Source organism: Chryseobacterium sp. CS3K3.1, from assembly GCF_059515165.1.
The window spans coordinates 87103-109943 of the sequence record NZ_JCAKRV010000012.1 but is presented as its reverse complement, the minus strand read 5'-3'; the positions used below and the strand labels follow the sequence as shown (position 1 = coordinate 109943).

The 22841-nt window shown below is 36.5% G+C and carries 21 protein-coding genes; 2 read left to right on the top strand and 19 right to left on the bottom strand.

Features of this window, described 5'->3' with window-relative positions:
* The first annotated feature begins 6 nt into the window (after positions 1-6).
* Positions 7-591: a DUF3109 family protein gene (locus tag AC5YGI_RS13115; RefSeq protein WP_110007981.1), complete on the top strand. Its 585-nt coding sequence runs from the start codon at positions 7-9 to the stop codon at positions 589-591.
* Between the two features lie 78 nt (positions 592-669).
* Here AC5YGI_RS13115 and AC5YGI_RS13110 read toward each other — a convergent pair whose 3' ends face one another.
* From AC5YGI_RS13110 to AC5YGI_RS13050, 13 genes are all read right to left on the bottom strand, one after another.
* Entirely contained in the window at positions 670-3513 is a 2844-nt protein-coding gene (locus AC5YGI_RS13110; protein WP_496168569.1) for a M16 family metallopeptidase, read from the bottom strand.
* Positions 3514-3929: 416 nt separating this feature from the next.
* Positions 3930-4616, bottom strand: a complete 687-nt coding sequence (locus tag AC5YGI_RS13105; RefSeq protein ID WP_110007983.1) for a hypothetical protein — start codon at positions 4614-4616, stop codon at positions 3930-3932.
* A 242-nt stretch (positions 4617-4858) separates the two neighbouring features.
* Positions 4859-6193, bottom strand: a complete 1335-nt coding sequence (locus tag AC5YGI_RS13100) for a trigger factor (protein ID WP_330747557.1) — start codon at positions 6191-6193, stop codon at positions 4859-4861.
* 136 nt (positions 6194-6329) lie between these two features.
* Positions 6330-6902: a hypothetical protein gene (locus AC5YGI_RS13095; RefSeq protein WP_496168566.1), complete on the bottom strand. Its 573-nt coding sequence runs from the start codon at positions 6900-6902 to the stop codon at positions 6330-6332.
* A 53-nt stretch (positions 6903-6955) separates the two neighbouring features.
* Entirely contained in the window at positions 6956-9340 is a 2385-nt protein-coding gene (locus AC5YGI_RS13090) for a TonB-dependent receptor (RefSeq protein ID WP_496168564.1), read from the bottom strand.
* A 250-nt stretch (positions 9341-9590) separates the two neighbouring features.
* On the bottom strand, positions 9591-9947 hold the full coding sequence (locus tag AC5YGI_RS13085; RefSeq protein ID WP_227943437.1) for a hypothetical protein: 357 nt from the start codon (positions 9945-9947) through the stop codon (positions 9591-9593).
* Between the two features lie 147 nt (positions 9948-10094).
* Complete coding sequence (locus AC5YGI_RS13080; protein ID WP_110007987.1) at positions 10095-12023, bottom strand: ABC-F family ATP-binding cassette domain-containing protein; 1929 nt, start codon at positions 12021-12023, stop codon at positions 10095-10097.
* A 204-nt stretch (positions 12024-12227) separates the two neighbouring features.
* Positions 12228-13571: a T6SS phospholipase effector Tle1-like catalytic domain-containing protein gene (locus tag AC5YGI_RS13075; RefSeq protein ID WP_496168562.1), complete on the bottom strand. Its 1344-nt coding sequence runs from the start codon at positions 13569-13571 to the stop codon at positions 12228-12230.
* Between the two features lie 149 nt (positions 13572-13720).
* Complete coding sequence (locus AC5YGI_RS13070) at positions 13721-14398, bottom strand: response regulator transcription factor (protein WP_227943440.1); 678 nt, start codon at positions 14396-14398, stop codon at positions 13721-13723.
* A complete protein-coding gene (locus tag AC5YGI_RS13065; RefSeq protein ID WP_330747565.1) occupies positions 14367-14999 on the bottom strand; it encodes a sensor histidine kinase in 633 nt (210 codons plus the stop codon). Before AC5YGI_RS13065 ends, AC5YGI_RS13070 begins: the two co-directional genes overlap by 32 nt.
* A 149-nt stretch (positions 15000-15148) precedes the next feature.
* Positions 15149-15772 (bottom strand): hypothetical protein, encoded by a 624-nt coding sequence (locus AC5YGI_RS13060; protein WP_496168559.1) that lies wholly within the window; start codon positions 15770-15772, stop codon positions 15149-15151.
* Between the two features lie 16 nt (positions 15773-15788).
* A complete protein-coding gene (locus AC5YGI_RS13055; protein ID WP_454510196.1) occupies positions 15789-16568 on the bottom strand; it encodes a hypothetical protein in 780 nt (259 codons plus the stop codon).
* A 62-nt stretch (positions 16569-16630) separates the two neighbouring features.
* On the bottom strand, positions 16631-17251 hold the full coding sequence (locus AC5YGI_RS13050) for a DUF5715 family protein (protein WP_227943444.1): 621 nt from the start codon (positions 17249-17251) through the stop codon (positions 16631-16633).
* Between the two features lie 218 nt (positions 17252-17469).
* Between AC5YGI_RS13050 and aqpZ the strand changes: the two genes are divergently transcribed.
* The gene (gene aqpZ / locus AC5YGI_RS13045; protein ID WP_110008304.1) at positions 17470-18186 is read left to right on the top strand and encodes an aquaporin Z; all 717 of its coding nucleotides are present in this window, start codon (positions 17470-17472) and stop codon (positions 18184-18186) included.
* A gap of 278 nt (positions 18187-18464) precedes the next feature.
* Here the strand turns inward: aqpZ and AC5YGI_RS13040 are convergent, their stop codons facing one another.
* From AC5YGI_RS13040 to AC5YGI_RS13015, 6 genes are all read right to left on the bottom strand, one after another.
* Entirely contained in the window at positions 18465-19010 is a 546-nt protein-coding gene (locus AC5YGI_RS13040; RefSeq protein WP_330747571.1) for a hypothetical protein, read from the bottom strand.
* A 179-nt stretch (positions 19011-19189) separates the two neighbouring features.
* Entirely contained in the window at positions 19190-20182 is a 993-nt protein-coding gene (locus tag AC5YGI_RS13035; protein WP_330747573.1) for a LuxE/PaaK family acyltransferase, read from the bottom strand.
* Between the two features lie 193 nt (positions 20183-20375).
* On the bottom strand, positions 20376-21146 hold the full coding sequence (locus AC5YGI_RS13030) for a UDP-2,3-diacylglucosamine diphosphatase (protein ID WP_110007996.1): 771 nt from the start codon (positions 21144-21146) through the stop codon (positions 20376-20378).
* 20 nt (positions 21147-21166) lie between these two features.
* Positions 21167-21613: a 6-pyruvoyl trahydropterin synthase family protein gene (locus AC5YGI_RS13025; protein WP_047097353.1), complete on the bottom strand. Its 447-nt coding sequence runs from the start codon at positions 21611-21613 to the stop codon at positions 21167-21169.
* Between the two features lie 84 nt (positions 21614-21697).
* A complete protein-coding gene (locus tag AC5YGI_RS13020) occupies positions 21698-22081 on the bottom strand; it encodes an acyl-CoA thioesterase (RefSeq protein ID WP_496168557.1) in 384 nt (127 codons plus the stop codon).
* A gap of 129 nt (positions 22082-22210) precedes the next feature.
* On the bottom strand, positions 22211-22783 hold the full coding sequence (locus AC5YGI_RS13015) for an OmpH/Skp family outer membrane protein (protein ID WP_110008000.1): 573 nt from the start codon (positions 22781-22783) through the stop codon (positions 22211-22213).
* Between the last annotated feature and the right edge of the window lie 58 nt (positions 22784-22841).

The window sequence follows — 22841 nt, the reverse complement described above, 5'->3', positions numbered from 1 at the left end:
AAAATTATGATTCAGATAGACGATAAATTGATTTCTGAGGAAATTTTTTCCGAAGAATTTGTTTGCAACCTTACGAAATGTAAAGGTGCATGTTGTGTGGAAGGAGATGTGGGAGCTCCGTTGGATAAAGACGAGCTTGAAATATTGGACAGTATTTTTGACAAAATAAAACCTTACCTTACTCAGGAAGGTATTAAAGCCCTTGAAGAACAGGGAACATGGACTACTGATCCACACGACGGAATGTATGTTACTCCAATGGTGGAGAACCGCGAGTGTGCCTATGTAACCTTTGATGAAAAAGGAATTACCAAATGTGGTATTGAGAAAGCATATGAAGATGGTGCAGTAGACTGGCAGAAACCTATTTCATGCCATCTTTACCCAATCCGTGTTACGGAATACTCTTCATTTACCGCATTGAATTATCATGAGTGGAATGTATGCAGCGATGCCTGTACGCTTGGAAAAGAACTTCAGGTTCCTGTGTATAAGTTTTTAAAAACTCCACTGACGAGAAAGTATGGTGAAGAATTTTATACCGTTCTGAGCGAAGCTGCTGAAGAATGGAAAAAAGAGTATGGTTCTTAACCGATACGTATTCGAATGAAACAATAAAAACCGCAGCTCTCTCTGCGGTTTTTTATTTTTGTTGTCAATAAAAATGAATTAGTTCGTTGTACTTCCTTTTTCGGTTTCATTTTTTTTAACATTCTCCCAACCGTCTTCAGGCATAAGTATGGCTACATTTTTTTCTTTTGTCAGATATTTCCTGGCAACATCCTGAAGGTCTTTTACCGTAAGTGCTTTTACTTTGTCCGGGTAATTCAGAATATTATACTGATCACTCCCGTCTAATTGATTTTGAGCAATTCCCTGTAACCAGAATCCATTGTCTTTAAGACTTGTTTTGTATTCATTATATTCTCCTTCTTTGTATTTATCGAGATCTTTTTGCTCAGGACCCTTGTCTATCAGTTTTTGTAGTTCGGCCACTGCACTTTTTGTAAGCTGATCTACATTTTCAGGACCACAAGGGAAATTAATACTAAAATCATAAGCACTGTAAGGAATTTTGCTGAAGCTTCCGCTTGCACCTCCGCCGTAAATACCGCTTTCGTCTTCTCTCAGTTTTTCGAGAACTTTAATCGTAGCGACCTCTCCAAGAGCTGAAAGTGCCATAGCCTCCTTCTCATTATAAGGCGCTTCTCCGCTGTAAGAAATTGTGACAAGGCTCTTCGGTTCTTTTCCTTTTTTATAAACCTTTGTATATCCTCCTTTCACTGGTCTGTAGCCCGTATCTTTAAATGTAGACGATTTTCCTGTAGCAGGAAGGGAAGCAATATACTGCAGGATCTCACTTTTAAGCTGCCCTTCATCTATATTCCCCACAAAATAGAAGTGAAAATTACCTGCATTGGCAAATTTATCTTTGTAAATATCATATGCTTTTTTATAATCTGTATTCGCCCAGTCTTTTTCGGTAGGTTCTAGGCCGGTAAATCTTGGATTCTTCTGATTGATAAATTTGGAATATTCACTGGAGAAATAGTATTCCGGATCAGAATCCACATTCGCCAGCATGGCAGATTTCTTTGTCTTATAGGTGTTGAATGACTCCGGGTTATAATTTAAGTCTGTAAAGCAGGCATAGATCAGTTCCATGGCAGTCTTCAGATCTTTTTTCGAACTTGTTCCTGAAATACCTTCTGTAAGACCACCGACATAAGAGCTTACACTCACCTGTTTTCCTGCAAGATAGTGAGCAAGATCATTTTTTGAAAGCCCTGCTAATCCGGCTTCCAGCAAAGCATCAAATGCAAATTTTGTTTTATTGTACTCGGCATCCGGAATGACAGACAGCCCTCCCAGGCTTATTGCTGCAAAAACAATTTCATCATCTTTAAAATCTGTTTTCTTGAAAGTAACTTGAGCTCCGTTGTTCAAAGTCCAGGTGGTCGTTCCTAATTTGGCGTCTGCTTCTGTTTTAGTAATTTTTCCTTCGGATTTAAAAGGCTTTACTAAGCTTTCAGTTTTCGTTTTTTCTTCGTAAGGTTTAAGATCAGCCACTTTCACAGCATCAAACGTCTTCAGAACCATCGCCTCTGTTGGCATGGTAATACCTTCCTTTTTTGGACCTGTAATAATAATGACCCTGCTGTCATCCTTTACCCGCTTTTTGATAATTTCATTGGTCTGTTCCAGTGCTATGGCCGGAAGAACTTCTTTAATATGTTCATATCCCCAGGTAATTCCAGGTATTGGCTCCTGTCTCAGAAAATGGTTCACGTAGCCATCGATAAGTTCACCGCTTTGGTTTTTGTCTTTGTTGTTGTAAGCCCATTCATAAGAGGAAAGCATCCGGGCTTTTGCCCTGTCCAGTTCAGATTGGGTAAACCCGAATCTTTTGGCTCTTTCCACTTCTTCCAAAAGAACTTTCAACGCATTCAGCTGGTCGCCGTCTTTTGTAGCTGCGGCACCCTGAAATGCTTCTTTGTTTCTTGCGTAAGTTCCTCCATGGTATACTGAACCATAAGTAAAAGGAGGATTCGGAGAATTAACAAGTTCTGCCAGTCTGCTGTTCAGCATAATATTTACAAGGCCTTCAACAATACTTTTATCATATTGCTGCACTGTTACATCCGGCTGGTATACTTCAGAATCTTTGATGATGAACTGTACTCCCGAACCCGTAGCATCAGGATCTGTCTCAATAGCTACCAGTGCTTCTTTGTGATTCGGAAGATCAAATGATTTTCTTTCTCTGGGTTTTGAAGGATTTTTATATTTGCTGAAGCTATTCCTGATTTTTTTCTCTATTTCATCCACATTGATATCTCCTACTACCACAATTGCCATCAGATCCGGACGGTACCAATCCTGATGGAACTTCCGGATAAGATCAGGTCTGAAGTTTTCCAGCACTTCTTTTTTACCGATAGGAAGTCTTTCTGCGTACTGAGATTGGTATAAAAGCTTTGGCAGGTATTTATCCATCATTCTCTTATCCGGTCCGAGACCTAATCTTAGCTCTTCCAGTACTACTCCCCTTTCTTTATTGATCTGTTCGTCAGAAAGTGTTGCATTAAATGCCCAGTCTTCCATCACTTTCAATCCGGCATCCAGATTTCCCGGTTTATCCAGCGGGACAGGAAGCATGTAGACGGTTTCGTCAAATCCGGTGTAAGCATTAAGGTGCTGCCCGAATTTTACCCCGATAGATTGTAAAAAGTCTACTAATTTATTGTCAGGAAAATTTTTGGTTCCATTGAAGTTCATATGCTCCATAAAGTGAGCCAGTCCTCTCTGATTTTCGTCTTCAAGAATAGATCCGGCATTGATTGCCAGACGGAATTCTACTTTTTTTTCCGGTAAAATATTTTTTTTGATATAGTACTTCATTCCATTGGAGAGAGTACCGATTCTTACGGACGGATCCACAGGGATGTTTTGTCCATAGATATTGACAGACATCAGAAAGATGGCTGAAAACGAAGATAACATTCTTTTCATCTACATTATTTTTTGACCTTTCAAAAATATCAATTCTCCCAGTGATCGGGCTTTAGCAGAGGGTTAAATTCAAGTTAAAAAATTTAATTATTATAAAATGAAAGCAAATTGTTTCTTTTATATTGCTTATATTGATTTTTAATTAAAAACATTCATTGATTATTTAAAATAGACTAATTAAAAATAAGCTCATCTGCTTCATTTTTCTTGAAATTACGGTTAACAGATCCATATATACTTCTTTTAAACCAAAAAAACCGATATAAAGTACAACAGCCTAATTGTTTTGATTGAAAAAATTCAGTTTCTGAAACGCTGAAATAGTACATTAAGAAAACTTATCAGCATTCGGTTCATATTTTCTACCATAAAAAAAACCGGGAATTCCCGGTTTTGATTACTTAAAAAGTATTTTCTTATTTAAAATCAGCATCCGTCACTCCGGAGTTGATGACTACTTTTGTAGTTTTAATGGTCATTTTCTGACCTCCGCCTTCGGCTTCCACTTCAGCAGGGAACTGTATTCCGTCTACAGCCATATAGCTTTTAATGGTTGCTTTACCTTCTCCTGCATCCGTCTTGTACAAAAGTCCTGTTCCCGCATCGAAATAGAATTTTCCTTTGTCTGAAGAAAGGACATTATAATCTTTTCCGTCAAGTTTTTCGGTAGAAACAGTCTTGAAATTCGAAGCATCAAATGCTAAGGCATCCATTGGCTTTCCTTTTTTCAGGTCAGCAATTTTGTCAGCAGGAATATCTGTTTTAGTTCCCATCTGATCAAAATATCCTTTCTCACCGTCAAAAAGCTGCACCATTTCTTTTCCCATGAAGGATTGTACAGATTTGAATTTATTGCCTAATTTCTTAGTTGTCATTTGGATTTCCATTCCCTGCACAGCAACAGTGTTATCAGTAATGGTAGATTTTACAGCGTCTAGTTTATCTTTTCCACCTAGTGCTTTGAAATAATTATCAACAACCTCTTTAGGTGTAAGTTTTGATTGTACGGCTTCTGTTTTAGCAGATGCAGCCCCTTTCTTCTGAGCTGCTGCAGGCACTGAGAAAAGTACAGCGCAGAAAAATGGAATGATGATCTTTTTCATATTTATAATAAAGTTTAAAGGGTAAATATAGGAATATTGGCGGACATATAAATAAGTAATGAGTAATGAGCACTTAGTAATGATTGATAATTGATAATTGATGAATGCTCTATGAGAACTTTGAAAACAAAAACCCGGCCAATTAGTTAACGAATACATCTGGCATAATTCTTAGAAAAGATTTACAACAAAAAAAACCGCCAAAGAATTGACGGTTTTCAAATATTTATATCTGAGTATAATTACTTCTTAAGTTCTTCTAAAAATTCGTCGTGAGAAATTTTAGTTTCTTTTTTAGTCGCTTTTTCAAGAATTACATCTTTCAGTTTAGCCATAGCTACTTCAGAAGAAATTTGTCTTACCTGCTCCTGGTCTTTCAACATTTCAACAGCATATTTCTGGATTTCTTCATCCCCTAGGTGGTGGATTCCGTAGATAGCCAATTGGTTTTTCACCAATTGTTCAGCCTGAGCCAATACATCAGCATAGTCAAGGTTGATTTCGTTCTCAGTCATCAATTTACCTTCGATGATCTGATATTTCAACTGGTTTTTCTCAGCTTCAAGAATTTCTTTAGCCTGTTCTTCAGACTGGATATTCTGGTTAGAGAATAACAACCACTTCACAAGGAAAGATTCAGGAAGTTTTACTTCTTCTTTCTCTGTTACCTGCTCCAATACTTTATTCACAAAGTGAACATCAGCATTCTGCTGGAAATACTCGTCTAATTCAGTTTTTACTTTATCTTTAAGCTCTTCTTCAGACTTGATGTTTCCTTCTCCGTATACTTTGTCGAAAAGATCCTGGTTAAGCTCAGCTAAGTTTAATGAATAGAAATCTTTTACTTTAACTTCTACCTCATTGTGGTGTAGGTGCTCAACTTCTTCTTTGCTGAATCCTAATTCTTTAGCTAATTCTTCGTCACCTGCAAGAGTTTCTTTAGTCACTTTTACAGATTCATCCATTTTCAAACCTTTTACCAACTTGAAAGCTTCTTTGTTTTCAGCTGTAATAGTAAGGTTTTTTGGGTGGTGGTGATGCTCACCTTCAGCATCTTCTTCCACAACCTGAGAAACTTCTAAAGCAATGTAAGAATCTTTAGTGATTTTATCTTGAGGAACCTGCTCAGCGAAACGCTTCTGCATGTTTTCAATGCTCTTACCGATTTCTTTGTCAGAAGCTTCTACTTTGTAGTGAGGAGCTTCATATTTAGCTAAATCTATAGTGAATTCAGGCTCAAATCCTACTTCGAAAGCAACTTCTAATTGATCAGCATTGTAATCGAATTCGTTTACTGGCTGAGGAACAGGCTGACCAACTAATCTTAGTTTGTTTTCATTAACATAGTTGTTTAAAGCATCAGAAACTTGTCTGTTGATTTCTTCAAATGCAATACCTGCTTCATATTGTTTTTTAACCATACTCAAAGGCACTTTCCCTTTTCTGAATCCAGGAACTTGCGCATTTTTAGCATAATTAATCAACTGCTTCTCTACTTTTTCTTTGTAGTCAGATTTTTCCAATGTTACTGTAAGCAATGCACTTACATCATCATGGTTTTGTGCGGTAACCTTCATTATTGATTAAAATTTTAGGTTGCAAAAATAGGAATTTTTTATGAAAAAAACTCATTTAAAATCAACTTATAAAGCCAAATATTGTTAAATAAAAAACCACCGGAAAATTCCGGTGGCCCAAACAAGATTAATTGTCCTAATTACTTAGGTTGTATTTTGCCTCAGCATCTGTTTCTCCTCCTACTACGCTTCCCCAGGCAGTTCCTGATTTGGCATCATTTACGCTTTGTGGAGAGTGAATCAGAGTTAATTTTAAAAATGGTTCTGTTCCATCAACAGCTTTTACAACAGTCCATTTTGTTCTCAGTCCTACTCTTTTCCCATCGCTTCTAAGATCACTGCCATCCACTCTTTCCACGGTAATATTAGACTTTGGAAAATCAAAAATTAAAAAATGTTCATTTTTAGCATCAATAATTTCCTGAGTAGCATCTTCATTTCCGTTTTTGAATTTTGCCTGAACAGTATAGGTTTTTCCATTTGTAAGCGGTATTGTAGGTGTCCCCCCCGCCCCGATACTGTAATCATAGGTCTGAGTAGTTCCGGCCGCATCATCTGTCACCAACAAAAGGATGTTGGTAAGTTCTTCCTGAGGAAGATCATCTTCTTCTGCGGAACCGTTTCTCTGACAAGAAGTAACAACAGTAACAGTGATGAATAAAACAGCTAATAATTTGATAATATTTTTAGTATTGAATAGATTTTTCATTTTTTAAGAATTTTAAAATTGTAAAATTTTGATTGAATTTTTCTTTGAAATCTTTAGAATCTGTATCTAAAGTTTAAAATAAAGTTTCTTCCAGCCTCATTTGCAAAGAATCTTAAACGGTTCAGATATTCTCTGTAAGAAGTATTGAAAAGATTGTTTACGATAAGTCCTGCAGAAAGATTTTTGCTGATGTTGATTCCGGTTTGGATATTCCAAAGTGAATATCCGTTGGGTGGAGTACTGAAATCTATTTCCTTGTCCACCAATTCACCATTCACATACAGCTCTAATGTGGCATTTCTAATCGGGAATCTGGTTTGTTTTAAAAATGTTTGATTTTCAACAGTGAAATAGAAGTTGCTCCATTCCTGTTTTTTAAACTGCAGTGCATTGGAAAAATTTGGAGGCATCATTAAAATTAATGGCTCATTATGGGTATCATCCTGACCATACACGTAGCTTCCTTTCCCTACATAGGTAAGGTTATCAGTAAGTCTCCAGTTGATATCCAGATCCACTCCATACATTTTTGCATCAATCTGCTGATAAGCCCATTCCGGAAATACACCTCTGATTGTTCCTTTAATTCCTACAGGAATTTCATTAATGAAATTTTTAGTAATGAAAAAATATGGATTCACAGAGACATTTAACCCTTTCAGAACATTAAACTTTGAGTCAACATTCAAATTAAACTGATGTCCCTGTTCATTTTTCAATCCCATATACCCTGTTTCAATAATTCCTGCAGAATGGTGCAGTCCATCTGAAAATAATTCAGCGACATTAGGAGATCTTCCCACTTTTGCGTAATTAAATTTCAGATCAAAATTAGCATTGGGACGGTATTCCAAACCTGCATTGAAAGAAACGTTATTATAATTTAGCTGAGGGCGTGTTAAAACTCTGTTTTGATCTGTTTTCACATAAAATTGTGGATAAGCATCTGCATATAATTTTTCCCAGTCACTTTTATCATACCATTTGGTTACATCATAACGGGTAAAGTCATATCTTGCTCCTGCTTCAAAATTGAATTCAGGTGAAATTTTATATTTGAAAACAGAATATGCTCCCGCAGAATATTTATCGTAATTGGGTATCAGACGTCTTGCTTTGGTTGCCGGATCTGAATAATTGTTTTGAAAACTTGCATCAATTCCGGTTTCTAAAGACCATTTTTCCCTTTCTAATAAATCATTAATGTTAAATTGATGCGTCATGAGCTCCATATCAAGTGAGGGAGTTTCGTTTAGATTTCCTCTTCTGATATCATATTCCTGTCTGTGATTATACTGATAGCTATACGTTGCAGATAGTTTTCCTATATTTTCAAATCTTTTGAAAGCTGAAACTTTTGCAATATGATGCTCAATAACCTGTCTCGGATTATCAATATCATAAGTAAATTTGCCTGAATATATTGGCGGAGTGGCATTCATGGCTCTGTCATAATCTTCAGAAGTTGAGACGTGTGAATCTCTTAATATCCCTATGTTCTGATTCGTCAGATAATAATCAAAGGAAATTCCTCTTTCATAAGTATTATTTTGAACAGTGAAATTGAAGGAAGAAAAATCCATTCCCGTATTTTTCAGATTATAATTGGGAGCACTCTGATCCCCCAGTTTCTTAATGCTTCCTCCAGATTTTACAGCCCATCCGTTTTTCCACACTCTGGCAACATCTGCATCTAATCCAAGCCCCCTTCCATTGGAGATTCCGGTAAGTCCGATTGAACCTTTTATGGTATCTTTTTTAGGAAAAATTTCCGGTTCCATTACCACAACTCCACCAATAGCATCGCTTCCATATTTCAAAGCAGATGCTCCTTTTATCACGTCGATATGTTGAAAATTATTAATATCAACATTCGGAGCATGTTCTACACCCCATTCCTGCTCAGCAAGACGTACCCCATTATTTAAAATACTGATACGGCTTCCATACAACCCGTGAATAACAGGTTTTGAAATATTATTCCCGGTCTTCAAAGCAGTTACCCCTGAAATTCTAGATAATAAATTCCCAAGATTGTCCGTAGAATTTTTCTCTATATCAGATTTATTGAGCGTTTTAACTACCAGTGAACCATTATTTTTATGACTTCCGTGAATGGTCACAGTTTCGATATCTTTAATGTGGTGTTCCAGTGTAATCACCAGCTGAACATCCTTATCAACTCCTATATTTTCAGTATAATCATTGCAATCAGGATGTTGAGCAATGAGTGTATACTTTCCTGCAGGAATTTTGTCAAAAGAAAATTGACCTTTCTTATTGGTTTTAGCCGTAAAGTTCCCGATTTTAATCACTGCATTTTCCAGCCATGTTTTATCATGAAAATCCTGAACGGTTCCCTCTACAGTATAAGTTTTTTGTGCACTTGTAAATACTGATCCACAAAAGACCAGCAGCAGGCAATATATCAATTTCATTGTAAATAGATTGATTGCGTACCCATTTCAACAGGGTACATTTTCGTTAAAATTTGTGAGAAGGGCTAGTTTTAATTGTACAATGTAAAAGTCTAATGTCTGATGAGAAGTTAGAGGTTAGAAGCTAGAAATTAGTAATTGAACATTATTTAAATACCAATTACAAATCAACAGTTGTTTTTCCAGCAACTTTAAACCTTAAACATTGAATTGTAAAGTACAAAACTTTAAACCCTATAGAATCTATGAATTATGCAAGTGCGGGCGGTCCCCGAAGCTGGAAGGTGAATTTGGTCTGTGACCAGATTTTCTCCTGAATGGCGATGATTTGTTTTACTTCATGGCTGTAATGCTCAAAAGTAAAGTTGAATTCTTCAGGAGCTAATGTATGTCCGGTAACCAAAAAGTGGCAGGCCAGACAGTCGCCAGCTTTCTCTTTAGTAACGGCTTTCGTCATCGTATTTTCTGCTTTTTTAAGATGAAAAGCCTTAAAATAATCTACAGAATCGTGATGGTGAAAGCTTTGAGAAAGCAGCGCGAGAAAATATACTCCAAACAACAGCTTGGAGATAAAACTCTTTAGGTTTCTGCTTTCTTTAAAAATCATGGTTCAAAATTATGAAAATAATTTAATTGTTTCCTTAAACTTTTATTAAATTACTTAATAACTGTTGACAATAGGTAGAAGTTAATACGGTTTTGTTACAAAAAAAATGCTTCATCATTTTAGTTGATAAAGCATTTATATTTTGGTTTAATCCAGTTGGGTTCCAAGATATTCCCACTCCTGTAAAGCTGTATCCAGTTCCTCCTTAGCTTTGTTGTATTCTTCTAAGGTTTCATCTGAAGGATTTTCTTTGGCAAAAGATGCTTCCATCTGCTCTACTTTTGTTTCAAGCTCAGAAATTTTCTCTTCCACTTTCTTGATTTTATTCTGAATATTTTTCTGTTCTTTACTTACAATATTTGAAGACTGGCTGGAGCTTACAACAGGTTTTTCCTCTACTTTCTTGGGTTCCACCTTTACTTCCGTATGAAGTTTGGCTTTTTCTGCAGAAATCTCTCTGATGGTTTCTTTCTGTCTGTACTCAAGATACTCGTTGATATCACCAAGGAATTCTTTCATTTTCCCATCACGGAATTCGTAGATCTTATCACAAAGTCCCTGAAGGAATTCCCTGTCGTGAGAGATGACAATTAAAGTTCCTTCAAAATTCTGCAGTGCCAGCTTGATAATTTCCTTAGACTGGATATCAAGGTGGTTGGTAGGTTCGTCCATGATCAGCGTGTTGAATGGACGAAGTAACAGTTTACAAAGTGCCAGACGGTTTCTCTCTCCTCCGGAAAGTACTTTTGTTTTTTTTGTAACGGCATCTCCCTGGAAAAGGAAAGATCCTAATAAATCTCTTACTCTTGGTCTTGTTTCTTCTGTGGCTGCATCTTCAGCTTCTTCCAGCACTGTTTTATTAGGTGTTAAAACCTCTTCCTGATTCTGAGCGAAATATCCGATATTGACATTATGCCCAAGATTCCATGTTCCTGAATAGTCTTTGATATCTCCCGCCAGGATTTTAGCCAGCGTAGTTTTACCCTGACCGTTCTGCCCCAGAAGGGCAATTCTGTCTCCTCTCTGAACGATAAAGTCTACATCATCAAAAATCTGCTTCTGTCCGTAGGCTTTTCCAAGATTGATGGCTTCGAAGATCACTTTCCCCGGAACCATAGACTGTACGAAACGGATATTGAATTTTGAAACGTCTTCGTTATCCACTTCGATACGTTCGATTTTATCTAATTTTTTAATAAGGGACTGCGCAAAAGATGCTTTGGTTGCACTTGCACGGAACTTATTAATGTTGTCTTCCATCTGCTTGATTTCCGCATCCTGATTCTTTTTAGCCTGAATCAGTTTTTCACGGCGGTCTTCCCTCATGATCAGATACTTGGAATAGTTGGCTTTGTAATCGTCAACTTTTTTGTTGTTGATATCAAAAGTACGGTTACAAACCGCTGTCATAAACTGTTTATCGTGACTTACCAGAACAATAGCTCCGGGATAATCCTTAAGGAAGTTCTCCAACCAGATGATGGATTCCATATCCAGGTGGTTGGTAGGCTCATCGAGAAGCATAATGTCATTCTTCTGAAGAAGTAATTTTGCCAATTCGATTCTCATTCTCCATCCTCCGGAAAATTCATCGGTGATTTTCTGGAAATCATCTGCTTTAAACCCTAAACCAAATAACACTTTTTCCATGTCACCCTCAAGATTGTAGGCATCATGGTTCATCAAAAGGTCGTTCAGCTCGGTCATTTTATTAATCAGATCCGTATAGGAATCACTTTCGTAATCTGTTCTTACAGTCATCTGGTGATTCACTTCTTCAAGCTCATTCTTCCAGGCATTGATCTGTTCAAAAGCCTGCATAGTTTCTGCCCAGACCGTTCTTCCTTTTACGAAATCAAGATCCTGCTTCAGGAAACCAATGGTAACACTTCCTTCAGTGACAACTTCCCCCTCGTAGAAATTAATTTCTCCGGAAAGCATTTTCAATAAAGTGGACTTTCCTGCTCCGTTTTTACCAACGAGACCCACTTTATCATCCTTTTTAATGGTGAAATTGACATTTTGAAATAAATAATTTCCTGAATGATGTAATCCTAAACTTTGAACCGAAAGCATCTTAATTAATAATTAGTAATGAATAATGAATTTTCGGGTGCAAAAATACGGAAAAAGAAATGAATAGCCGAGAAATAAAAAAACAGTCCGGAATTTAGCAGTTTTTCCTTATCTGTAATATACTAAACCAAAAAAAAGGAGACACCATGAGATGTCCCCTAACCTAAATTTAAAACTGAGAAGTCTTTTCACTCATTCTTGCATTCATTGTAATCTAACAGCTGCCGGTGTTTTTACAATAGAGCGCAGCCAGATATCATTGTTGGGAACGTTTGTTCCATAAAGAAAATCAGCAACAAAGCTGTCTTCCGGCAGATGAAGTTCTACGGAAAGCCTTTTTGTCCTGCTTATTTCATCAACTGAGGTACTGCTTGAGACATTTAATCCGTTATTGATCAGCTCAATATTAATTTCACGCTGGGTTCTATACCGCAAACTATCACTATACAATCCGAAGTTTGATGAAATATGCGTATACTCTGCAAATCTTCCGAAATCATATATTGGCTTTTTGCTTCCGGAGAGGTCCCTCAGATATTCTTTCATTTTCAAATAATACCTGTTGAGAAAAGAATGTTTATTATCATCTGTCCCGAAGTAGGCATCATTTTCTGTACTAAATACCGACAATATAATATTGGTCTCATCCATCATCAGTTTTCCATATACTTTTGAGAGATCGTTATATACTTTATCACGGCACACAAATGCCTGCGAAAGTCCGTTCACAGTTTCCACTTTATATTCTGAGAGCAATGCATCCCAGATTTTATTTCCATCAGCACTGGTTTTTGCATTTCTGATATCTGAAACATAGTTATGCAGATCATCAACATTCTTGAAATCTGTAGAAATATAAACAGATTGTGGTCCTTCAAGATAGCCGCCTCCAATATCGGCATGATCTCCGGGTACAAATACTTCTTTCCAAACTGATGATTGCTTTTCTGATTTCTGATCCTGCATTGTTTTTGAATTCTCAAATAAACCGGTAAGTGGAAAGAAAAACCTGCCCTCATTAACTGCACAGAAATGCAGAGCATTCTCTATCTGTACAGACATATTCATATTATAAGTATTAAACGGTTTGGACTCTACCGTATCAAAAAGCCCTAAAAATTTTATTCTGCAATTTCCCACAGCATACTTAGTCAGAAGCTGATTACAGAAAGTTCTTGCCAACATACCTCCCCGGCCGAATCCGTATATAAAAAAATGGTATTCTTTGGTGTCATCATGGGCTATTTTTTGCACAAATTCCCCGGCTTTCTGAAGTTTATCATCAGATGAATAACCACTTCCATAGGGTGGGTTTGAACATGTTGCCATAGCAAAATTATTATCTTCATGCCCCGTTACAGTACCAATCCCTTCAATATATATCTTTTCATCTCCAACGAACAGACTGTATAATTTATAGATATTGCTGAAAGTCCCGTAGTAGCTTTCATTATTATTCAGCGGTTTATCCGGTGAAAGAATATTGACCCCATTGTTTCCTGTGCCGTCAAAGAAAATCCCGACGGAAATCACTCTGTTACCATTCATGTTTCTACTTTAATTTTTTATTACAGATCCTGTTGTGTTTTTTTCAACTGACATCCCTTAAAGAGACATTCCAAAATAACAGAAGAAAAACAAGGTTCGCTAGAGTGAAAAGTACCAAATAAAAAATTCCGTATTTCTACGGAATCAATTTATATTTTTTCAAGAGAGTAAATATTGTTGACAATAGCATAGATGACTATTCCTACTGTATTTCTGGCTCCGATTTTTTCGAGAATACGCTGTCTGTGGCTTTCTACAGTTCTCGGGCTGATAAAAAGTTTTTCTCCGATTTCGTTGTTGGTCAGTTCCTGGCAGATCAGTTTTACCACATCTTTTTCTCTTTCGGATAGTTCATCTTCTGTTTCAAAAAGAGAATTTTTCTTGGCAGAACTATTCATATAAGTAAACAGCATCTGATGATCTTCGGCCGTAAAAAAAACTCCGTTTTTGTCTACCATTGTAATGGCATCAATAAAGGTTTTCTTATTCGAATTTTTCGGCAGAAATGCAGATACTCCCAGCTTGACCATATATCCGAGAATTGAGGTTTTATAATGGGATGACAGGATAATAATTTTAAGATCAGGATATTTTTCTTTGAGGATTTCTACCAGTTCAAAACCGTTCATGGGTTTCATCTGAACATCTACGAGAGCAATATCAGGGAATTCATCTTTTGAAAGTTTTCCGAGGTCTTCTATAAAACCGGGGCCATTATCTGCGGTAAGGGTTACCGATATATTTTTTTCATTGGACAGCAGCATTTTTACCCCTTCGAGGATCAGCTGTTCATCATCAATCAGTGCTAGTTTGATTTGGGAACTCATGATATTTTGGAATTTTTATGATTAAACGACTTCCTTTGTTTGAAAATGTTTTTTTCCATTTGTGTGTAGCATTCATAGATTTGATACGGGATTCGATATTTTTTATTCCCATTCCTTTTTTCACTTCTTCATATTCAAAGCCCTGCCCGTTATCCGAAATTACTACAGCCATATTTTCAGGATAATCTTTCATGTAAATCCAAATATCCGTAGCATCGGAATGTCTGATCACATTGGTGGTAAACTCCTGAATAATCCTGTACAGCTGTACTTCCACGAAAAGATCTTTCTTTTCATATCCCTGCATCACCTGCAAAGAGATATTGATTTTATGGGAAAGGTTGGCTATTAATTCTTCAACATATAAAACCAGCCCCACCGACTCCAGATTTACAGGATATAATGAATGGGAAATACTTCTGGCAGCATCAATCAGGGAAGACATCTGGCCGTAGATATTTTTTTTGATCAGCTCATCGCCCTGAGTATCCAGATTATTTAACCATAAGGAAAGAATATTGAGACGGTTTCCGATATCATCATGAATCATGACCGCAATTCTTTTTCTTTCTTCTTCCTGGGCTTTGATGTTTTCCAGCACTAATTTCTTCTGATGGAGAACTTCCGCCTCATGCTGTACATTTTTCTCCTTAATGATTCTGGTTATAAAAGCCCTGTACGCTAACAGAATAAAGGATACGATAACTGTTATGGTAACAATTATAAGGATCAGCAGATTGATATTTAAAGTTACTTCTTTAATCTGATAAAAGTGTATAAAAATGAACAGTACAAAATACCCGAAAGAATATTATTGGCACTGAGAATTGTATAGTAATCATTTTCCGACAGATTGGCAATCTGATGCTGGATGATAAAAATAAATATCGAAACGGAATAGTAGAAAAAAATACTGGCATCTACGAGAAGAAAACGGTTCTGTAGAGAGGTATTCTTAATCTCACGGATCAGCGTAAACCCGGAAAGACAGATGATAATGATATTGGAAACTACTTTCGCGATATCGGCATTGGCAGGATAATCGAATCCATATTTCGAGATCATAAAGCCAGCTGCCAATGCACCTGTAATCCACAGAACAGCTTTTGGCCAGTCTAGTTTTCTGACAAATAAACCCGTCAGAAGGAAAAATTCTCCTGCGATATATAAAGGATAGAGAAATGAGGTATCATTCAGCCTGAAGATATAAGGCAGGGCCAGATTCAGCAGCTCAATAAAAAAAAGAAAAGCAATACAATGAAAATATTGCTTTTCTTTATGATTTAATATGCGGTATTTTGCTGCTCCCAGCAGTATAACAGATAGAAGCAGTGTATAATTCAGGAATAAAATTGCCTTATAAAGTCCAGCCATTCCTCAGTATATCGTTTTAAAATTCACTTCCTACCTCCACATCCGGAATACGGCAGATAGGAGGACACGGCTTTGCCCAGTCATAAGTATTGGAAATCACTTCTGCTCCCAGTTCTGCATTCCTGAGATTTTCACGGAAAGAGATAAAAATAAGGGTTACCAGCATTTTTCCATAGATATCATTGTATCTGATACCAAAAGAACAGGTAATACCAGCCAACCCTTCATCTGAAAGGCAAAGGTCTGCTACAGGAACATAGAATTTTCTGAAAATTCCGCTGCCTTCATTTTCTCTGCTCTCTTTATAAAACCAGTCCATCCCCTGGTTTCTCCAGCGTTCAATAGCATCTACAGCTTTGTCCTGCTCAAGAACCGGTGTATTGGAAACCGGGAATCCCATATTGGCATTCTTCTCCATACTCTCAAGATCTCTGGAAAGAACCGCATTTCTGATGACGGTATATTCCTGGATTTCCTGCAGCCTCAGATCTTTATCAAGTTCGGTAAGGAAACTGTATGGATATTCTTTTACATCTATTTTTTCCCCGTCGTTATTCATAGGATAAAAAATAAGAATCAATCGGTCTCTGTAAATTCCTACTGCAGCACAGAAGTCTTTATAATCACTGAACCCTTTCATCCATTCAAGGTGTTCTCTGGAAATATTAAAAACATAGTTGGTAGGGATAAGCTTTTGAATCCTGGAAAAGTCTGAAAGAGATGCTTTCCACTCATTTGATGCTGTCCTGCATTCTTCTACAGGCAGCATATAGTCTACAATGTTTAATGTTGACATAAGCATAGTTTTTAGTCGTATAAAAATATAGAAACTAAATATGCTACGCAAGAGGATTTTAATTAATAATTTTTCACAGTAATATGATAACAGCTCTGTTGTTTCTCTTTGATGAAATATATTCTACCGGCTTTCTCATAATACTTTAAAACTTTCTCCAATGCCAATTCCATTTTCGGATTGTATTTTAAAACGTTGTTGAATCTTACATAAGAAATGTCAAAAGAATTACCATAATTATGTGAACTAATCCCTAGTGAGGCGTTGGAATTCACTCTTCTAAGCCTGCATTGGTCTTCAAGCGTTCTGGTAATGGATGAAACAGTAAAGGTACCGCCTTTTGTATCCTTGCTGAACTTAGAACCTATTTTTTCCAATGTAGTTTTTGCCTTCGATACCATATAAGCCCTGCTGTAATCAAGTTTTTGAACGCGATATCCTTTACCCGATTTTTTTATTTTGTGGAATTTGCCGCTATTGATGTATCGCTGCACTGTTTTGGAATCTTTCAGCAGCTGTACCCCAAAACTTTTTGAGGCATCAAGATGAGATTTATAAAGCGGCGTAGGTTCAACCTTCAATACAGTGGCAAGATCATAGCAGGGAAAAGCTTTTTTAGCTGCCTGCGAATAATGTAAACTATAAATAAAAGGTACAAAGACCACACAAAAAAACTTTCTCATTCACCATCCTTTTAAATTACAAATGAAAGATAAAACATTTATGTTATATCTTTCAAAACCGACTATTATACTCTCTAAACAAATCCCAAACAAACTTTACACCAAATTACAGATTTTGTAATTTTTGTTCTCTCTTTTTTGAAATATTTTTCAGATTTATCTTTTTACTTTAAGATTTAAATTTTACATTTGAGATACTTTAAACAATAAACAACATGATAAAAAAACTTTTCGCTGAATTTTTCGGCACATTTTGGCTTGTTTTCGGAGGATGTGGAAGCGCTGTTTTCGCAGCCGGTGTTCCAGATATTGGCATCGGACTTTTAGGAGTTGCTTTAGCCTTCGGTCTTACTGTTCTTACCATGGCTTACGCTGTAGGGCATATCTCAGGAGGGCATTTTAATCCGGCAGTTTCTTTTGGACTTTTAGCAGGAGGAAGATTTTCTGCAAAAGACCTTATCCCTTACATTGTAGCACAGTGTCTGGGAGCAATTGTAGCAGCAGGATGCCTGTATACGATTCTTAACGGAGCCGGAGCGGTAGAATTCTCAAAACCCGGAGATTTCGCTACCAACTTCTACGGTGAAGCCGTTTATAATGGAAAAGCTTTCAGTATGGGAGCTGCATTTCTTGCTGAGTTCTTATTAACCGCTTTTTTCCTTATTGTAATCATGGGAGCCACGGATAAGTGGGCTAACGGTAAGTTTGCCGGTCTTGCCATCGGTCTTGCTCTTACGTTGATCCACCTGATCTCAATCCCGATTACAAATACTTCTGTAAACCCTGCGAGATCACTTTCTCAGGCAGTCTTTATGGGAGGAATTGCCATGTCGCAGCTTTGGCTGTTCTGGGTTGCCCCTATTTTGGGAGGAGTTGTAGGAGGTTTAATCTACAAGTTCTTACTTCAGAGAGATACTGCTGAAATTGCAGATTAATTTAAAATACTATTCAATGATAAAATCCTGTCAGGCGGCAGGATTTTTTTTATTTTCTGATTTTGAATAATTGTTTTGGAATTCTTTGTAAACGCAAAGTTTTATAAAGATGAATTTTTATTTAAGGAAGCAAAGTGGTTACGACTAAGTCGTTGATAAAGTGATAGGTTTTACGATCGCTTAATAAAAATCAATGAAATTGTGATTCCTTCTTTGCTTTCTTAAACTTTAAATATAGAAAATGAGGCTTTGCGTTAGAATAAGAAACCTCCTTAATATTATTTCAGTTTTTTGATTTCAAAAGGATTTTTAAAAATAAGTTCCTCATGCTTTCCTTTGATTTCCATTTTACGCTGGAGAAGATTCAAAGCCATCTTCCTGATAAAAAAATCTTTGTCATTCAGTTTCCAGTAGGAATCTTCATGGAGTTTTTTAGGCTGGCGGATCAGATAAAATTCGGTATCCCAGGTATCCGCATTGTGATAGAATTCAATGATTCCGCAATGTTCCGGAATTAAAGCAACATCTACCATTCCCATCGGGAGCAAAAAACTGAAAGAATTACACATATAATCCCCACAGGAAATTTTATCGTGTTTCAGAAATTTTTCTCCGGTGTCTTTATTCAGGTATGATTTTTTGAAATCATTTTTAAAATCACTTTTTGAAAGTTTAATTTCAATTTCATGACTTCCACCTTCCGAATCTATGATTAAGATGTCTGCTTCCCAATCTGCCTGAAAATAATTCGTCAGTACGATTTCTTTTTCAAAATCGCAATGGGAATGGATGTAGGCGTGTATGAGTTCTTCTATTTTGATCATTTTTTATGATGGTAAAAATATTTTAATAAAACGCAATGCCCGCAAAGTTTTTAATAGTTAAATGTTTAAAGGCTCGCAAAGGCGTTTCACTCAGCAAAAGTCGCAAACTATTTTATGATACAAAAATTGACAAGTGGAGCGAATTGATGATTCACAATTGCTTTCTTCGGTTTAAATCATCAGCTAACCAGTAAACTACATCCTCTGATATCTGAATGGTCTATCCTTCCCAACACCTGAAATTTATCACCGATTATTTTTCCTAAATCCTGTGTGGCAATAAATGAGCACGAATGGGTATTGGCAAGATCAATAATATTAATAGCTCCTGTGCGGCCTTCTTTTTCGTACGCTAAGGGATCTTCTGCATTGCGGACCATAATTCTCATCCAGTTGGGACACTCATATTCATTATTTCCAAGGGAGTAAGCCTGCGAAAGCAACTCTGTCATAGAATATTCTGAATAGATTTTCTCTGTTTTAAGACCTTCCTGCAATATTTTAAGCAATTCATCCTTGGTCATTTCTTCCTTTCGCCCTTTCATACCACCGGTTTCAATTACGATTAAATTTTCAGGAAAATTCAGGGATTCTTCGCTTTGCTCAGAATGACAATAATCCAGAAAATCAAGAAGGGCAAAGGAAACTCCGAAAAGAATCACTTTTTTATCCTGCAACGTGTTCAATAGTTCAAAGAGTTCAGCATGATTATAAAGGAAATATCCGTTTTCCGGCTTGGCAGATTTTTTCATCAGATAATCTACCATATAGATCAGTGATGAATTCTGTCTCTCAAGATAACTTGGAAGCAGCCCCAGAAAAATAAAGTCTTCCGGTTTTCCGATGAACTGTTCAAAGCTTTTATAAATACTCTCCTCATAAAGTTCCGGATCTGCGATGAAATGTTTGGAAAGGTTCATCTGGGTGGTTCCCGAACTTTGAAAAAAAAGGTCCGTATCCACATTTTTATCCAGAATCTTATGATTTTTAAACATTTCAATAGGAAGAAACGGAATTTTTGCCAGGCTATCTACCTCATCGGGACTAACCTTCAGAAAATCAACAAATTTCCTGTATATTTCAACATTGTCATATTGATAACGAAATGTTTTCAATGAGGCATTCAGGAAATCCTGTTCAGTCTGTATGTTGAATATATTTTTCAGTTCCATAATTTTTTGAGTTTCTTAATCCCCGGCTGCAGGGCAATTATAGAGATAGAATATTTTTTTAATAATTTTTTAATGCATAAAACCTATTTTGGTAGACTTATTGCAATGACTTATCCGGAATATGGATTAAAAACAAGAGTGGGTTTTCCACCCGTTCGAAAGTTACCTCTTTTTAGGGGTAATTTTTTTTGCTTTATTTTTCAAAAGTTTTCAGTTCAAAATCTTTTTCAAAAACCCCGTAAGTGAAATAGGAAATCCAGTCTCCAAGGTTGATATATTTTGCATTCTGTTCCAGATCCAGTACCATAGGCAGATGCCTGTGTCCATAGATAAAATAATCAATCTTCTGGGTTTTCAGCTTTTCTTTGGAATAAATGATGAGAAACTCTTTATCTTCTCCCAGAAAAGCCTTGTCCTCTTCTCCTGAGATCATTTTATTTTTTTGGGAAAGATACAATGCCACTTTCATCGCAATATCGGGATGAAGCCATTTGAAGAACCATTGTGCCACAGGATTTGTGAATAATTTTTTCATTCTTTTATATCCTTTGTCTCCAGGTCCCAAACCATCTCCATGGGCCAGCAGAAACTGCTTCCCTCCCATTTCAAAATATTGTTTCTGATAGAATACGGTACAACCGATTTCTTCTTCCAGATAATCTTTCATCCAAAGATCATGATTTCCGACAAAGAAATAAATATGAATTCCTCTGTCTTTCAATTCTGCAATTTTCCCGAGCACCCTGACATATCCTTTGGGAATGACATGCTTCCATTCGTGCCAGAAGTCAAAAAGATCACCCATTAAAAACAAAACCTGCGCATCTTCCTTGATCTCATCCATCCAGCGTATAAATCTCTCTTCCCGCACCTTGCTTTCCTTTGGTGTAGGAGCACCAAAATGCTGATCCGAAGCGAAATACACTTTTTTTCCAGGTTCTAAATTAATTGTTGTTTTTAACACCTTCTGAGTTTTGTGAAAAATTATTGATTATCTTCTGCAAACCATTCTCCATAAGAGTTTTCTGTCTCGTGAAGTTTAAGATAGGCTAAAGAAATTCCTTCGGGAAGTCTTGATTTGATTTTAGCAGCAATGGCATACAACATGTTTTCACAGGTTGGCTGGAAGCTGCAATAGATTACTTTATGTCCTTTCTGCTCAAGGTCATCTCCCAGTTCTTTATGTGGAGACAGCGCATTCACAAGAACCGCATGGTCCCAAACATCTACGATCTCAGATTTTACGATACTTTTGATATCTCCGAAATCTACCACCATTCCATTTTTAGGATTTTCAATATCATTAATCGGTTTTCCTTTCACTGTTACAAACAGTTTATAGGAGTGCCCATGCATATTTTTACACTTCCCATCGTAGTTGTAAAGCACGTGAGCCGTTTCGAATGTAAAAATTTTTGTAATACGTATCATAATACAAAGATAGGATAAAACAGCTTAATAGAGAAAAGACTGTTTCTATTACAGCGATTTTAAAATATTCTTTTCAGTAGCTTCTTAAAATTTTTCCAGCCAGTCACTCTCCAATCGTTTGATCTTCTTGGTTTCCGGATCAAACAGGATCCAAAGTGTGCTTGAGTCTACTACAAGCTCGTCATTACAGTAAAATTCTACTTTTCTTGGCTGTTTGGCTCCTTCGGAAGTCAGAGGATAAGTTCTTACCGTAATGATATCACCCAGATAAACCTGTTTTTTATATCGGATATGATGATCCAGAAGCATCCAGGCGTCGTTTACATATTCTGTTTGCTGTTTCAGAAGATTCCAGTGCTCTGCTGCCACTTCTTCCACCCAGTGTACATATTGTACATTATTCACATGGTTGTTCTGATCAATATGCTCTTCTGTTACTTTGATCTGTTTTTCGTACATCAAATTCATTCTCCTGAAAGTTTACTCAAATTTATCATTTTAAAATAAAACTTTCTTCATCCAGCTACTCACTTTTGTCCATAAAAAAACGGAATCATCGATCTGATTCCGTTACAATATTCAGTATATTAAAAATTCTTATTTAGATTTTCCAGCTGGCTTGGCAGTTGTTGCCGTAGCCCCTAATTTGGTTTTCACAGTAGCAGTGATATCTTCGCTTCCATCTGTGTAAAGAAGGTTATTAGATTCCTGTGATGCTACATCAAATACAAAATTCAGGTTTCTTTCTTTTGCTACAGCATAAATAGCATCTTTTACTTTCTTCTGTAAAGGACTAAACAATTCGTTTTGTTTGGCAGAAATATCTTTAGCAGCCTGTGTTCTGGTTTCCTCTATCTTCTTACCTAAAGCCTGTAGTTCTGTTTGTGCTGCAATCAGTTCTTTAGTCACAGCTTCTTTATTCGCCTCGCTTAACGTTTTTTCTTTATCCTGTGCCGCTTTCAATTTAGTCTGATAATCACCGATAAGCTTCTCAATTTCAGTCTGTCTGGTCTTAGTCAGGTTATCAATAGTAGTTCCTATAGTTTTTACTTCAGATAAACTTGCAAAAATGTCCTCTGTATTTACACTTCCAATCTTCTGTTGAGCATTTACAATATTTGCAGTAAGTGTTAATCCTAACGCAATAAAAATTGTCTTAATTAAATTCATTTGTAATAATATTTTTTTTCGCTCCCAAATATAACTCAAATTTCAATTACTTATCATG